Below are 15232 nucleotides of genomic sequence, written 5' to 3'. Positions count from 1 at the left end.
GGACACTCGATTCAGGCGTGCCCTCGAAACAGACGATATTCGGCAGGCATGCACACCGCACAAGGACGAAATCCCGCGGCGACAGCCGTCGCTTCATCGAGAAAAAACACGCGATTTTTCACGTAGCCGCCACGCGCAATGGCTCGCAGCGCCGCACGACAGTCGAGCTTTCCATAGCGCTTGCCGCGACGGTGGCCGCCCAGCGTTCCCGGCTCGAGGCTTGGGTAGGGTTTTGCATCTGCGCCCATCAGCATCCACACGTTTTTGTCAGCCATCGCCTGTCCTCCTGCCGTAGCAGCCTGCGGTACCTCCGCCATGTATCGCCGATCAGATCGGGTAACACACCCGGTTTCTTGCTTTTTTTATCACTCAAAAAGGCTCAAAGTCGGGCACGCTATCCATTTCTGCTTTTCGACAGGATTCGAACATGTCAAAACTTCCCGAAACGTCCAACGATCCCTACCAATGGCTTGAAGACGTCGACGGCACGCGTTCACTGGACTGGGTACGCGCCCAGAACCTCAAGACCGAAGACCGGCTCGCCCGCTCCGACAGCTTCAAGCAGATCAAGGCCGAGGTGCTGGAGATACTGGACTCGGACAGCAACATCCCCTACGTCGATAAGGTCGGCGCCTATTACTACAACTTCTGGATGGACGCCGCCCACCCGCGGGGCCTGTGGCGTCGCACCACGCTGGCGGAGTACCGCAAGCCTCAACCTGCCTGGGAAACGTTGCTGGACCTTGACGCACTGAACGCCGCCGAAGGCGAAAACTGGGTGTGGCACGGTGCTGATTTCTTGCGCCCGGACTACCAGCGCTGCCTGCTGGCGCTGTCCCGTGGCGGCGCCGATGCGAATGTCACCCGCGAGTTTGATCTGGCCAGCAAGACCTGGGTCGAAGACGGCTTCCAGTTGCCCGAGTCCAAGGGCGGCCTGGGCTGGATCGACCGTGACAACGTCTATGTCTATACCGATTTTGGTGAAGGGTCGATGACCCGTTCCGGTTACCCGCGCATCGTCAAGCAGTGGCAGCGCGGTACGCCGTTGAGTGCCGCCAGTCTTGTCTATGAAGGCGCGCTGGATGATATGTACATCGCGGCGATGCACGACGACACGCCCGGCTACGAGCGTGACTTCGTCAGCCGCACGCTGGCGTTCTACAACAACGAGCTGTACCTGCGGTGCAGCGACAACCAGTTAAGCAAAATCGACGCGCCGAACTCGGCGGAAAAGTCGGTGTACAAAGACTGGCTGCTGCTGGAACTGCGGGAGGACTGGACGCTTGATGAAGTGTTTGTGGCCGGCTCGTTGCTGGCGATCCGGTTTGATCGCTTCATGGCAGGCCAGCGGGATTTCGAGGTGCTGTTCACCCCTACGGACAGCACCTCGCTGGCAGGGTTTTTCTGGACGTTGAATCACCTGGTGCTGAACGTACTGGATCACGTCAAGAACCGCCTCAGCGTCCTCACTCCCGGCGCGAACGGCTGGCAGCACAGCCCGTTCACCGGGGCGCCGAGCATGGGGACGGTGGGTGCCAGCGCAGTGGACAGCGACGACAGTGATGCCGTCTGGCTGGTGACCACTGACTACCTGACGCCGACCACCTTGTCGCTGGCCGAGATCGGTGATCCGCCCGAGGTACTGAAAACCCTGCCGGCCTTTTTCGATTCCAGCCAGCACGTGATCGAGCAGCACTTTGCGGTCTCCAGGGACGGCACTCGTGTGCCCTATTTCCTGGTGCTCGGCAAAGACCTGCCGCGCAACGGCACGGCGCCGACCTTGCTCTATGGTTACGGCGGCTTTGAATACTCCCTGACCCCGTATTACTCCGGTAAGGCAGGCCGCGCCTGGCTTTCGAAGGGCGGGGTGTACGTGGTTGCCAACATTCGCGGTGGCGGTGAATACGGCCCGCGCTGGCACCAGGCCGCACTCAAGCAGAACCGTCCGCGTGCCTACGAAGATTTTGCCGCAGTGGCCCGTGACCTGATCGACCGCGAGATCACTTCGCCCCGACATCTGGGCGCGGAGGGTGGCAGCAACGGTGGTCTGTTGGTCGGCAATATGCTTACTCAATACCCGGAACTGTTCGGTGCAATCGTCTCCCAGGTGCCCTTGCTCGACATGCAGCGCTATCACCTCCTGTTGGCCGGGGCGTCGTGGATGGGGGAATACGGCAACCCGGACGTACCTGAAGAGTGGGCGTACATCCAGACGTTTTCTCCATACCACCTGTTCGATCCGGCGAAGGCCTACCCACCGGTGTTTTTCCTGACCTCGACCCGCGATGACCGGGTGCATCCAGCCCACGCCCGCAAGCTGGCGGCGAAGATGATCGAGGCCGGCGAGGACGTGACGTACTACGAAAATATCGAAGGTGGGCACGGCGGGGCGGCGGACAATGCACAGGCTGCGCATATGAGTGCGCTGGTCTACAGCTTTTTGTGGGAGAAGTTGAGTTCTAATCGGGACTGAGTGTTGCCAACCTTAATTGCTGGTACACCTGCACCAATTGGTCGAGCGTAAACCCAAGGTTTCTGCCGCTGGGATTGGGCAGAACCCACACCGCCGCACACCCCAGGGTGTGCGGTTGAAGTCCCCAGGCAATCTGCTTCTGCCCGCTCAACGCGCTATAGGCGGCCTTTCCCAGAAACGCCACATACCGTGGCGCATAACGTGCGATCTTGCGTTCAAAACCCGCCGCCGCCGCCCTGAATTCATCCGCCGACAACTGATCCGCCCGGGCCGTAGGCCGCTCCACCACCGTGGTCAGCCCGCATTGGTATTGCAGGATCGTGCGGTCGTTCTCCGGCTGCACTTCATGGGGCGTAAACCCGGCCAGGTGCAGCGTGCGCCAGAACCGATTGCTCCTGCCCATGAAGTGATGCCCGGTGGTGGCGGCCTTCAGCCCCGGGTTTATGCCGCAGAAAATCACGGCCAGGTCTTTGGTCAGAATGTCTTCGAGTGTTTCGTTCATGCTGAGTCTCAGGCAAGTGTCTTTCACGACGTTGGGAAAAACACAGGGGCGGTCTGGCGTATCGCGTTAGTCGGGATACCCTGTGAACCTGTTCAGGCTATCTTTACAGCGGCCATCATGGTTAACGGGGCCCGCAGGTCAACAGCAGAGCTGCTTTATGTGGGAGCGGGCTTGCTCGCGAAAAAACCGAGAACGCCGCGTTGAATCAGGATGCCAGCGTCATCGTTGACGACCTTCGCGAGCAAGCCCGCTCCCACATTTGACTGTGCCCGCTCTTGATTTTGATCTTGGGCGGCCCGCGGAGTAATGCCGGCAAGAGCGGAACCAATATCAGCCATTACCTAAATAACCGATATACCCCCTAACCCAACAACGCCCGAGCAAACTCATCAGACGCAATAAAGTCCATGGCCTTACGCAACTCGCAAGCCGCCTCAGCCCCAAACACCTCATCAAACCGCACCGCCATCTGCCTGGACACCACCCGCGCCTCTTCGTATTTACGCTGCCCCGCGTCGGTCAACAGCACCCGCCGGCTGCGACGGTCCAACTCATCCACCCGCAACACCACAAGCCCATCCCGCACCAGCGGCTTGAGCGTATGCCCCAGGGCCGACAAATCCATCACCAACGACTGCGCCAGGTCGCGCATCTTCGGAGCGTCCCCATTGGCGATGTGGTTCATCAGCGAATACTGGGTGGCCTTCAAACCAAACGGCGCAAACGCCTCGTCATAGATCTGCGCCATACGACGGGACGCGCGCCGCACGGCTCCGTTGGAACAGGTGCTCGGGCTATTCAGGACAGGCGGTGCGCATTTCACAGGCTGATCACTCGCTACAGATCAAGGGTTAACCGAACGTTAATCCGGCAAGATGAATATTGACACATGCTGCAACAAATTAGTTGCGTATGCCACTAAACGCTATATCGTGGCATATGCCTCTATTTTGACCGGATGTCAGTGCAGTTGGCCCGGAACACAGACGGGCGGGGCAGGAGGGAAGCGCTGTTCGGTACCTCCTTCAGTCATCAACTTCCTGTCTGGATCACATCTATGCTCAACCTCGTGCGCATCGCATTGCGGCGCCCCTATACCTTCCTGGTATTGGCTATTTTCATTCTGATTGTGGGCCCGCTCGCGGCCTGGCGTACCCCGACCGACATCTTCCCCGAAATTCGCATCCCCGTGATTGCCGTGATCTGGCAGTACACCGGCTTGCCGCCCGACCAGATGGCCGGCCGCATCACCTCGCCGTTCGAGCGGGTGCTGACCACCACGGTCAACGACATCCGCCATATCGAGGCGCAATCGCTGAACGGCTACGGAATCGTCAAGGTGTTCTTCCAGCCGGGAGTCAACATCAGTACGGCCAACGCGCAGATGACTTCGGTGTCCCAGGCCATCCTGCGTCAACTGCCGCCGGGCACCACGCCGCCGCTGATCCTCAACTACAGCGCCTCGACAGTGCCGATCGTGCAGTTGGCGTTGTCCGGCAAAGGCCTCAGCGAACAGAAACTCGGTGACCTGGGCCTCAACACCGTGCGCCTGATGCTGACCACGGTGCCCGGTGCCGCACTGCCATACCCGTTCGGCGGCAAGACTCGCCAGGTGCAGATCGACCTCGACTCCGCACGCATGCAGGCCCGTGGTCTCTCGGCGCAGGACGTGGCCACTGCCCTGGCCACGCAGAACCTGATCACCCCGGTGGGCACGCAAAAGATCGGCAGCTACGAGTTCAACCTGCAACTGAACAACTCGCCGACGGACTTCCACGACCTGGAAAACCTGCCGATCAAGACCGCCGACGGCACCACCGTGTTGATTCGTGACGTGGCCACGGTGCGTGACGGCAACCCGCCGCAGACCAACATCGTGCACGTCAACGGCAACCGCTCCGTGCTGCTGCCGGTGCTCAAGACCGGTTCGGCGTCGACCCTCGGGGTGATCGCCGGGATCAAGGACAAACTGGCCGACAACAAAGGCGCCTTGCCGCCCAACCTGAATATCGACCTGATCGGCGACCAGTCGCTGTTCGTGCGCTCGGCCATCAGCGGCGTCGCCCGGGAAGGGATCATAGCGGCCGCGTTGACCAGCCTGATGATCCTGTTGTTCCTCGGCAGTTGGCGCTCCACGGTGATCATCGCCACGTCGATCCCGCTGGCCATCCTGTCGTCGATTGCCACGCTGTCGGCGCTCGGCGAAACCCTCAACATCATGACCCTCGGCGGCCTGGCATTGGCCGTGGGGATCCTGGTGGATGACGCTACGGTGACCATCGAAAACATCAACTGGCACCTGGAACAGGGCAAGCCGGTGGAGACGGCGATCCTCGACGGCGCGGCGCAGATCGTCACGCCGGCGTTCGTGTCGCTGCTGTGTATCTGCATCGTGTTTGTGCCGATGTTTTTCCTGGAAGGCGTGGCGCGCTTCCTGTTTGTGCCGATGGCCGAAGCGGTGATCTTCGCGATGATCGCCTCGTTCATCCTCTCGCGAACCCTGGTGCCGACCCTCGCCAATTACCTGCTCAAGCCTCACGAACATCATGCGGACGGTACGCCGGTGGTGGCGCCGTCGAGCAACCCGCTGGTGAAATTCCAGCGCGGGTTCGAGCGCCAGTTCGAGGCGTTTCGCGGGGTTTACCACGGGGCACTGGAGAGTGCCTTGCACCACCGCCGTATCGCGGTGATCGCGATGCTGGCGTTCGTCGCCGTGTCGTTTGCGCTGGTGCCATTCCTGGGTCGCAACTTCTTCCCCGACGTCGACTCCGGGCAGATCCTGTTGCATGTGCGTGCACCGATCGGCACGCGGGTCGAGAGCAATGCGCGGCTGGTCTCGCAGATCGAGAACACCATTCATAACGTGATCGAGCCCCGGGAGCTGGCGGCCATCGTCGACAATATCGGCCTGGCCATCAGCGGGATCAACGTGGCCTACAACAACACCGGCACCGTGGGTTCACAGGACAGCGACATCCAGATCAGCCTGAAAGAGGGCCATCGTCCCACCGCCGAATACATGCGCGAACTGCGGGAGCGGCTGCCCCGTGAATTCCCGAATGCGGTGTTTTCGTTCCCGGCTTCGGACATCGTCGGGCAGATTCTCAACTTCGGTTCTTCGGCGCCGGTGGATGTGCAAGTCAGCGGCAATAACCTGCCCGCCAACTTCACCTACGCCAGCACGTTGCTGCGGGAAATCCGGCGGGTGCCGGGTGTGGTGGATGCGCGTATCCAGCAGTCGCGGCAACTGCCCACGTTCAAGATCGATGTGGACCGTACCCAGGCCCAACTGGTGGGCCTGAACGAGCGCGATGTGACCAACAGCCTGGTGGTCAACCTGGCGGGTTCCAGCCAGGTGGCGCCGACGTTCTGGCTCAACCCGGCCAACGGCGTGTCTTATCCGATTGTGATGCAAACCCCGCAGTACGGCCTCGACACCCTGGCCGCCCTGCATAACCTGCCGTTGAGCGGCAGCCCCGGTTCGGCGCAAGACCAGACCCTCGGCGGCCTGGCGTCCATCGAACGCAGCCACGCGAACTCGGTGGTGACCCAGTCGGACATCCAGCCGGTGGTCGAGGTGTTGACCGCAATTCAGGGCCGCGACCTCGGTGCCGTTGCCGCCGACATCCAGAAGATCATCGCCGCCCACGCCAGCGAAGTGCCCACCGGCTCCAAGGTGCTGTTGCAGGGTCAGGTGCAAACCATGAACGCGGCCTTCAGTGGCTTGCTGTTTGGCCTGCTTGGCGCGGTGGTGCTGATCTACCTGCTGATCGTGGTCAACTTCCAGTCCTGGGCTGACCCGTTCGTGATCATCACCGCCTTGCCGGCGGCGCTCGCGGGCATCGTGTGGATGCTGTTCATCACCCACACGCCGCTGTCGGTACCGGCGCTGACCGGGGCGATCATGTGCATGGGCGTGGCCACCGCCAACGCCATCCTCGTGGTGAGCTTCTGCCGCGAACGCCTGGCCGTGCACGGGGATGCGGTGCAGGCGGCGCTTGAAGCCGGCTTTACCCGTCTGCGCCCGGTATTGATGACCGCGATTTCGATGATCATCGGCATGGCGCCGATGGCGCTGAGCCTGGGGGAGGGCGGCGAACAGAACGCCCCGCTGGGCCGCGCGGTCATCGGCGGGCTGGCCTTCGCCACCATTGCCACGTTGTTCCTGGTTCCGCTGATTTTCAGTCTTGTGCACGGGCGGCGTCAGCACGCCACGCTTGCGACCACCGCCACTCAAGGGGTTTGACATGTCTGCTTCCGTTTCCAATCCGGGTTCGCCCCGCCGTAAATCCCGTGGTCTGCTCTGGCTGGTGCTGGGGCTGGTGGTCCTGGTTGCCGTGGTGGTATTCGGCATCGGCGTGCGCGCCAGCGAATCCCATGACCTGAAAACCTGGACCGATGCCCAGGCGTTGCCCAGCGTGATCCTGATCACCCCGAGCGTGCAGCCCCAGGGTCCGATCCTGAACCTGCCGGGGCGTCTTGAGGCGTATTCGCGGGCGTCGATCTTTGCCCGGGTCAATGGCTACCTCAAGACCTGGAACGTCGACATCGGCGACCACGTGAAGGCCGGGCAACTGCTGGCCGAAATCGACACGCCGGAGCTCGATCAGCAACTGCTGCAAGCCAAGGCCGTGCTGGCTTCGGCCCAGGCCGACGAGTCGCTGGCACAGACCACCGCCAAGCGCTGGCAGGCAATGCTTTCGTCGGACTCGGTGTCGCGCCAGGACGTGGATGAGCGCACCGGCGACCTGACTGCCAAGCAGGCCAAAGTGGTCGCGGCCAGGGCCAACGTCGACCAGTTGGTTGCCACCAAGGGCTTCCAGCGTTTGACTGCGCCGTTCGCCGGCGTGGTCACTGCACGTTCCACCGATGTGGGGGCGTTGATCAGTGCCGGTGGTGCCACTGGCAAAGAGCTGTTCGCGGTCTCTGACGTCAGCCGCCTGCGGGTGTATGTGCAGGTGCCGCAGTCGTCGGCGCCGCAGATTCAGGTGGGCACCGTGGCACGTCTGAGCGTGCCGGAGTATCGCGGTGAAACCTTCAACGCCAAGGTGATCGCCACTGCCGATGCGGTGAACGCCGCGTCCGGCAGCACCTTGGTGCAACTGTTGGTGGAGAACCCCGGCAGCCGCCTGTTGCCGGGCGGCTACACCAGCGTGCAGTTCACCTTGCCGGTCCAGACCGACGTGCTGCGCTTGCCTGCCAGCGCCCTGGTGTTCGATGACAAGGGCATGCGCGTGGCCACCCTCGACGCGAATAATCATGTGCACTTCAAGACCGTGACCATCGCCCGGGACTTCGGTGACAGCGTGGAAATCGGCAGCGGCCTGGTCGCCACCGACCGCGTGATCGACACCCCGCCCGACGGCCTGGCCGATGACGATTCGGTGCAACTGGCCGCCAATCCCGTGGAGGCCAAACCCCATGGCTAAGCGCACTTGCCTGGTATTGGTCGCGACCCTGGGCCTGGGCGCCTGCCATCTTGCGCCGCCGCTGGACGTGCCGGAGGTACCCATTGCCGCGCAGTTCCATACCCAGGGACCGTGGACCGTCGGCACGCCGAACGACCAAGCAAGTCGCGACGGTTGGTGGCACATCTACAAGGACCCGCAACTGGACGCGATGGAGCAGCAGTTGCTACAAAGCAACCCGGACTTGAGCGCGGCACTGGCTCACTATTCCCAGGCCCAGGCGTTTTTGGCCCAGGCGCAATCCGGGCTGTTTCCAAAGCTGATCGGTTCCAGCAATGCCCAGCGCATTCGCCAGTCGGACACCCGCCCACTGCGCTCGGCCAGCCCGCCGAATGTTTACGATTCCGGGACAGTGGGGGTAGAGCTGGACTATGAAGTCGACCTCTGGGGCCGTGTGCGCGACACCGTTGCCGCCGGCACCAGCGACGCCCAGGCCGCCAAGGCCGACCTGGCCTCAGTGCGTCTGAGTTTGCAGGCGCAATTGGCCGACAGCTACATCCGCCTGCGGGGCATCGACCGGCAAGACCAGTTGCTGCAGGAAACCAGCGATGCCTATGCCAAGGCTTTGAGCCTGACCGAAGGCTTGCACGGCGGCGGTATCGTCTCCGGCCTGGACGTGGCGCGGGCGCGTACCCAACTGTCGACGGTCAAGTCGCAGCTGAGCCAGAACCGGGTGCAGCGTGCAGTGCTTGAACACTCGATAGCGGCGATGCTGGGTGAGTCCGCATCGACCTACACGATTGCCCCAAGCGTCGCGGATATCGCCTTGCCCGGCGTGCCCACCGGTGTACCGTCTACGCTGTTGCAGCGTCGGCCGGACATCGCCGCTGCCGAGCGCCGGATTGCCTCGGCCAATGCGCGCATAGGGGTGGCGAAAGCCGCCTGGTTCCCGGCCCTTACCCTGAGTGCCCAGGGAGGTTTCCAGAGTGATGAGTTCGCGCACTTGTTGAGCGCGCCCAACATTTTCTGGGCAATTGGCCCGTCGCTGGTGGGGACGATTTTTGACGGCGGCGCGCGCCAGGCCGGGGTGGACAGTGCCAAGGCGGCAACCGATGAAGCCGCAGCCAAGTATCGTGGTGTAGTGTTGACCGCGTTCGAGCAGGTGGAGAACAACCTGTCGATCATCTCCGGGCTCGACACCGCCCTGGTTGACCAGCGCGATGCGGCGGCAGCCGCGCAGTACGCCGAGGACTTGTCCCTGGCCCGCTATCGCCAGGGTGGCGCGGCGTACCTGGACGTGGTGACGGCGCAGGTAGCGTCGTTGCAGGCACAGCGCACGGTGCTGGATCTGCAGACTCAACAGTTAAGCGCCAACGTAGGGCTGATCAAGGCACTGGGTGGCGGCTGGAATATGGCCCAACTGGCCCAAAAGAACCTGTAGGAGCGAGCTTGCTCGCGAAGGTCGTCAACGATAACGCGAGCATCCTGAAAGAACACGGCGCCCTCGAGTTTTTCGCGAGCAAGCTCGCTCCTGCCGTTAGTTGTTGTGAACATTGAATCCAAGGAGTAGTGGCATGACTGATTACGTACCGCCAAAAGTCTGGACCTGGAAGACCCAAAACGGCGGCACCTTCGCCAGCATCAACCGGCCCATTGCCGGCGCGACCCACGACAAGGAATTGCCGGTAGGCCGTCATCCGTTGCAGCTGTATTCGTTGGCAACGCCCAATGGCCAGAAGGTCACGATCCTGCTGGAAGAGCTGTTGGCCCTGGGTCACAAGGGGGCGGAATACGATGCGTGGTTGATCAAGATCGGTGACGGCGACCAGTTCGGCAGTGGCTTCGTCGGGGTCAATCCGAACTCGAAGATTCCCGCGCTGCTGGACCGCAGCGGGCCCAAGCCGATTCGGGTGTTCGAGTCGGGTGCGATCCTGCAGTACCTGGCCGAGAAGTTCGGCGCGTTCCTGCCCACCGAACCGGCGGCCCGTGCCGAATGCCTGTCGTGGTTGTTCTGGCAGATGGGCAGCGCGCCGTACCTGGGCGGTGGCTTCGGGCATTTCTATGCCTACGCGCCGACCAAGATCGAATACGCCATCGACCGCTTCGCCATGGAAACCAAGCGCCAACTGGACGTACTGGACAAGCAATTGGCCGAGCACGAATACATTGCCGGGGATGAGTACACCATCGCCGACATGGCGATCTGGCCGTGGTACGGCGGCCTGGTGAAAGGCCGCTTGTATGAGGCGGGGGAGTTTCTCTCGGTGCAGGATTACAAGCACGTCGTGCGCTGGGCCAATGCCATCGAAGCGCGGCCGGCGGTGCAGCGTGGGCGCCGGGTCAACCGTGTGTCGGGCGAGCCGTCAGAGCAACTGCGCGAGCGGCATGACGCGTCGGACCTCGACTGACCCACCACACCCACCCTTGTGGCGAGGGAGCTTGCTCCCGCTGGGCTGCGCAGCAGCCCCAAAACCTGCGCCCACGTTCTACCTGAAAGAATGCGGGCTGCTTATTGGGGCCGCTTCGCGGCCCAGCGGGAGCAAGCTCCCTCGCCACAGGTTTCAGCGGTGTCTTCACGGCGTTCCCACTTGGCAATCACCAGCGGTGCCAGGGCATTGCCCAGCACGTTCAACGCGGTGGTCGGCATTTCCATCAGGCGATACACCCCGGCGATGAAGGCGATGCCCTCCAACGGCAAGCCCGCACTCGCCAGGGTCGCCGACAGAATCACGAACATGAACCCCGGCACCCCGGCCGCGCCCTTGGATGTCAGCACCATGGTCACCACCAGCAGGGCCTGGTCGCCAAGGCTCAGGTCGATGCCATACAGCTGCGCCACAAACAGCGTGCCGATCCCCAGGAACAGCGACGCACCGTCCAGGTTGAACGAATACCCCACCGGCACCACAAAGCTCACCAGTGAAGGCGGCACGCCGTAGGTTTCGAGTTTCTTCATCAGTTGCGGCATCACCGCCGCCGAACTGGCGGTGGAGAACGCCAGAATCAGTTCGTCCTTGATATGTCGCATCAACGCAAACAGGTTGATCCCGCACAGCCGCGCCACCAGGTTGAGCACCACCAGCACGAAGAATGCAATCGACACGTAGCTGACCAGGATCAGCTTGGCCAACGGCAACAGCGAGCTGAAACCGAAGTTGGCCACGGTCACCGCGATCATCCCGAACACGCCGATGGGCGAGTAGGCCATGATCATCGACGTGACCTTGAACATCGCCTCCGACACCCCGCGCAGCAGGGCAATCACCGGGTCCTTGCGCTCGGCCGGCAAGCGCGAAACCCCGAGGCCAAACATCACCGCGAAGAACAGCACCGACAGCAGGCTGCCCTGGGCCATGGCGTTGATGACGTTGTCCGGGATGATCCCGACAATGATCTGCCCCAGGCTGTGGCCGCCGCCGGCGCTGCTGGTGGGCAAGGTCACGGCACTCGCTTGCAGGCTGGCCAGTTCGGTACCGGCACCCGGCTTGAGCAGGTTGCCCATCACCAGCCCGACGATGATCGCCAGGGTGGTGATGCAGAAGAAATAGCCCAGGGACTTGGCCCCGATGCGTCCCAGGGATTTACCGTCACCGTGCCCGGCAATGCCCACCACCATGCAGGCAAACACGATGGGCACGACGATCATCTTCATCAGCTTGATAAAGATATCGCCCGCCGGTTGCAGCAGGTTGTCCACCAGCCACGGCCGGGATTCGGGAAAACGGTGCAGCAGGGCGCCGATGGCGATGCCGGCGAGCAAGCCGATCAGGATTTGCCAGACCAGCGCGATGCGGGGCTTGTGCATGGGAATGCCTCATTTATATCAATGATTATGAGTGTTGTTCTAGGCAGTCAATGAGCGGCCATCCCTGGCCGCCGGGTGGGGCGGGAATCCGTCAGCGCAATCGATGGCACGCTTCATTCAGGCGAAGGCAACCTTCTTCAATCACGTCAAGCGAGCTGGCGAAAGACAGGCGGATATACGGCGACATGCCGTACGCCGCGCCGCTTACGGTGGCCAAGCCGTGTTCCCGCAGCAGGTGCTCGGCCAGTTGGGTGTCACTGTCGATCCGCTCGCCGTGGGCGGTGGTCTTGCCCATCAGCCCGGCGACGTTGGCGAACACGTAGAACGCGCCATCCGGTGGCGTGAAGCTCACGCCGGGAATGTCTTCGAGCAGGCCCAGCATGCGTTCGCGGCGTTGCTGGTACACCTCGCGCATCCCGGCGATGGGCGCCTGGTCGCCGGCGAAGGCGGCAACTGCGGCAGCCTGGCTGAGGGAACTGGGGCAGGTGGTGGTTTGCGAGAGCAGCTTGGCAATGGCCGCGATCAGCCAGGCCGGGCCGGCACCGAAACCCAGGCGCCAGCCGGTCATGGCGTAGCCCTTGGAGGCGCCGTTGACGATCAGCGTGCGCGGCTTCAGGTCCGGTGCGAGTCGGGTCAGGGAAACGTGGCGGGCATCGTCGTAGACGAAGTGCTCGTAGATCTCGTCCGCCATGATCAGCACATGGGGATGGCGCCGCAGCACCGCGGCCAGGGCCAGCAGTTCGGCCTCGTTGTACACCGCGCCGCTGGGGTTGTTCGGGCTGTTGAGGATCACCCATTTGCTGCGCGGGGTGATCGCTTGTTCCAGGGCCTGAGGCGACAGCTTGAACCCCAGTGACTCGTCGCCGGGAATGATCACCGGCGTCGCGTCATTCAGCCGTGCGATGTCCGGGTACGACACCCAATACGGCGTGTGCACGATGACTTCGTCGCCGCGATTCAGGGTCGCCGCCAGGGCGTGATAAATGATGTGCTTGCCACCGCACCCGGCGATCACTTCGTCCAGCCCATAGTCCAGCTGGTTATCGCGCTTGAGCTTGAGGCAGATCGCCTGGCGCAGGGCGAGGGTGCCGCTGGTGGCGGTGTAGTGGGTGTCGCCACCGTGCATCGCGGCGCTGGCCGCCTCGAGGATATGCGCGGGTGTATCGAAGTCCGGCTCGCCCACGGTGAAGTTGACGATGTCCCGGCCCTGGGCGCGCAGTTCGCTGACCAGTGCGTTGGCGGCGATGCTCGGGGAGGGCGCGATGCCCAGCACCCGGTCGGACAGAAAGGCAGTGCTCATGATGACTCCCCTCAGCCTGCCAGGCCGGCCTGTTGCAACACCTTGTCGATCCAGCTCTGGCGCACCGCACCGCTGGCGATTTCGGCTTTGACTTGCTCTTCGTGGGCCGCGTGTTGCGCGGCCTTACGCAGCACTTCGGCGGCGTCGGCCTGGGAGAAGGCGACCAGGCCGTCTTCGTCACCCACCAGCACATCCCCCGGGTTGATCAGCATGCCGCCGATGGACACCGGCACATTCACCTCGCCCGGGCCGGTCTTGTAGGGGCCGCAATGCACCACGCTGCGGGCGTAGCAAGGGGTGTCCTCGAAGCTCGCGACATCGCGAATCGCCCCGTCAATCACAAACCCCACGCAGCCGCGTTGCTGGGCGTAGAGCTTGACCAGTTCGCCGATCACCGCGTTGTTGGTGTCGCCCTGGGCGTCCACCACCAGCACGTGGCCGGGCTCCAGCATGCTCAAGGCCTTGTAGATCAGCAGGTTGTCGCCGGGGCGGGTTTTCACCGTGAGCGCGGTGCCCACCAGCTTGCCGGTGCGGTTGTAGCGGTTCAGCCCACGGGCGCCGATGTGCCGGCCGAGGTTGTCGCTGATGTGCGGGGTGACCACGTGAGTGAAGGCTTCGAGCACTTCGGCAGAAGCCAGCGGCGGGTTGGGGAGGATGCGGGAACCGGGCAAGGACATGGCTGTAACTCCGATTGATCTTATGGGTCTGTGGCTAGATCTTAGAAGTGATGAACATACAGTTTTAGCGATATTTTATTATCTGATAGGATCGCTTTTTCTCATGGGAGATAGCCGATGATCACGTTCAAGCAAATCGACGCGTTGTACTGGATTGCCGAGCTGGGCAGTTTCGAGGCGGCGGCGAACAAGCTGAACATGTCGCAGTCGGCGATTTCCAAGCGCATTCAGGAGTTGGAAGAAACCTTCGATGTGGAGATTTTCGACCGCAGCAAACGCAATGCGCGGTTGACGGAAAAGGGCGCCGAGTTGCTCGACTACGCCAAGGACCTGCTGGAGCGTCGTGACTACATGCTGGAGCGGGTCAGCACCCGTGAAGTGCTGGTGCGCAGGTTTCGCCTGGGGGTGACGGAATTGACGGCTTTCACCTGGTTGCCGGCGCTGGTGGAGGCGTTGCGCGAGGCCTATCCCAAGGTGCAGATCGAGCCGTCGGTGGAGTTGAGCAGTGAGCTGTTTCGCAAGCTGGAGAGTGATGAGCTGGACCTGGTGATCGTGCCTGATGCCTACAGTGATTCGCGCTTCCTGAGTACGCCGCTGGGCAGTGTGGAAAACGCCTGGATGTGCGCACCGGGGTTGGTCAGCGAGGCTGATCCGGTGGGGCTTGAGGCATTGGCCGGGTATACGGTGTTGACCCAGGGTTCGCACTCGGGGACGGGGCTGATTTATGAGCGCTGGTTGGCAGCGCATGCTGTGCAGATGCCGCGCAAGTTGACCAGTCATAACCTGTTGGTGCAGGTCGGGCTGGCGCTGTCGGGGGTGGGGGTGAGTTATTTGCCCAAGGGGTGTTTGTCGCATTTGATCGAGCGCGGGGAGCTGCGCGCGCTGGTGACGGAACCGGCGCTACCGAGGGTTGGGTATGTGGCGTTGCATCGCGGGGATCGGCAGTTTGGCTTGAACCAGAATGTGGCGCAGTTGGCGGTGCAGTGTTGTGATTTTTCGCGGTTGTTGTTTTGAGTGTATATCCGTTATTTAGGTAACGGCTACTTAGGGTTCCGCTCTTACAGCGG

Annotated in this window: 12 protein-coding genes; 6 read left to right on the top strand and 6 right to left on the bottom strand. The window is 62.5% G+C overall.

The features are described 5' to 3' along the window. Positions 1-11: 11 nt before the first annotated feature. The gene (locus tag HYE77_RS15995) at positions 12-275 is read right to left on the bottom strand and encodes an Ada metal-binding domain-containing protein (RefSeq protein WP_177028900.1); all 264 of its coding nucleotides are present in this window, start codon (positions 273-275) and stop codon (positions 12-14) included. A gap of 152 nt (positions 276-427) precedes the next feature. Between HYE77_RS15995 and HYE77_RS15990 the strand changes: the two genes are divergently transcribed. Continuing rightward, a complete protein-coding gene (locus tag HYE77_RS15990; RefSeq protein WP_177068987.1) occupies positions 428-2473 on the top strand; it encodes a prolyl oligopeptidase family protein in 2046 nt (681 codons plus the stop codon). On the opposite strand, the gene mug is transcribed toward HYE77_RS15990, so the two are convergent. Further along, a complete protein-coding gene (gene mug / locus HYE77_RS15985) occupies positions 2460-2975 on the bottom strand; it encodes a G/U mismatch-specific DNA glycosylase (protein WP_177068986.1) in 516 nt (171 codons plus the stop codon). The genes HYE77_RS15990 and mug overlap by 14 nt on opposite strands. A 361-nt stretch (positions 2976-3336) precedes the next feature. Then, on the bottom strand, positions 3337-3723 hold the full coding sequence (locus HYE77_RS15980) for a MarR family winged helix-turn-helix transcriptional regulator (protein WP_003207888.1): 387 nt from the start codon (positions 3721-3723) through the stop codon (positions 3337-3339). Between the two features lie 309 nt (positions 3724-4032). Here HYE77_RS15980 and HYE77_RS15975 point away from each other — a divergent pair, with 309 nt between their 5' ends. The 4 genes from HYE77_RS15975 to yghU all read left to right on the top strand — a co-directional run bounded on the left by HYE77_RS15975 (position 4033) and on the right by yghU (position 10791). Then, on the top strand, positions 4033-7221 hold the full coding sequence (locus tag HYE77_RS15975) for an efflux RND transporter permease subunit (protein WP_008433261.1): 3189 nt from the start codon (positions 4033-4035) through the stop codon (positions 7219-7221). 1 nt (position 7222) lies between these two features. Further along, positions 7223-8404 carry an efflux RND transporter periplasmic adaptor subunit gene (locus HYE77_RS15970; protein WP_003207891.1) on the top strand — a complete coding sequence of 394 codons (1182 nt, stop codon included), beginning with the start codon at positions 7223-7225 and terminating at the stop codon, positions 8402-8404. After that, positions 8397-9824, top strand: a complete 1428-nt coding sequence (locus HYE77_RS15965) for an efflux transporter outer membrane subunit (protein ID WP_134326037.1) — start codon at positions 8397-8399, stop codon at positions 9822-9824. The genes HYE77_RS15970 and HYE77_RS15965 overlap by 8 nt, the downstream gene beginning before the upstream one ends. A gap of 133 nt (positions 9825-9957) precedes the next feature. Next, positions 9958-10791, top strand: a complete 834-nt coding sequence (gene yghU, locus HYE77_RS15960; RefSeq protein WP_177040513.1) for a glutathione-dependent disulfide-bond oxidoreductase — start codon at positions 9958-9960, stop codon at positions 10789-10791. 101 nt (positions 10792-10892) lie between these two features. Here yghU and HYE77_RS15955 read toward each other — a convergent pair whose 3' ends face one another. The 3 genes from HYE77_RS15955 to HYE77_RS15945 form a co-directional block, all read right to left on the bottom strand. Beyond that, positions 10893-12188 (bottom strand): cation:dicarboxylate symporter family transporter, encoded by a 1296-nt coding sequence (locus HYE77_RS15955; RefSeq protein WP_177068985.1) that lies wholly within the window; start codon positions 12186-12188, stop codon positions 10893-10895. A gap of 91 nt (positions 12189-12279) precedes the next feature. Then, positions 12280-13488 carry a pyridoxal phosphate-dependent aminotransferase gene (locus tag HYE77_RS15950; RefSeq protein WP_177068984.1) on the bottom strand — a complete coding sequence of 403 codons (1209 nt, stop codon included), beginning with the start codon at positions 13486-13488 and terminating at the stop codon, positions 12280-12282. A gap of 11 nt (positions 13489-13499) precedes the next feature. After that, positions 13500-14165, bottom strand: coding sequence for an RraA family protein (locus HYE77_RS15945; protein WP_134326042.1), 666 nt, complete (start codon positions 14163-14165; stop codon positions 13500-13502). Positions 14166-14282: 117 nt separating this feature from the next. Here HYE77_RS15945 and HYE77_RS15940 point away from each other — a divergent pair, with 117 nt between their 5' ends. Beyond that, positions 14283-15179 (top strand): LysR family transcriptional regulator, encoded by an 897-nt coding sequence (locus HYE77_RS15940; protein WP_008433274.1) that lies wholly within the window; start codon positions 14283-14285, stop codon positions 15177-15179. Positions 15180-15232 lie beyond the last annotated feature (53 nt).

The organism is Pseudomonas sp. IPO3774 (genome assembly GCF_013386835.1).
In the GTDB taxonomy this organism is placed as follows: domain Bacteria; phylum Pseudomonadota; class Gammaproteobacteria; order Pseudomonadales; family Pseudomonadaceae; genus Aquipseudomonas.
Note: the sequence above shows the minus strand (reverse complement) of the source record. Positions and strands in the feature narration are given on the sequence as shown.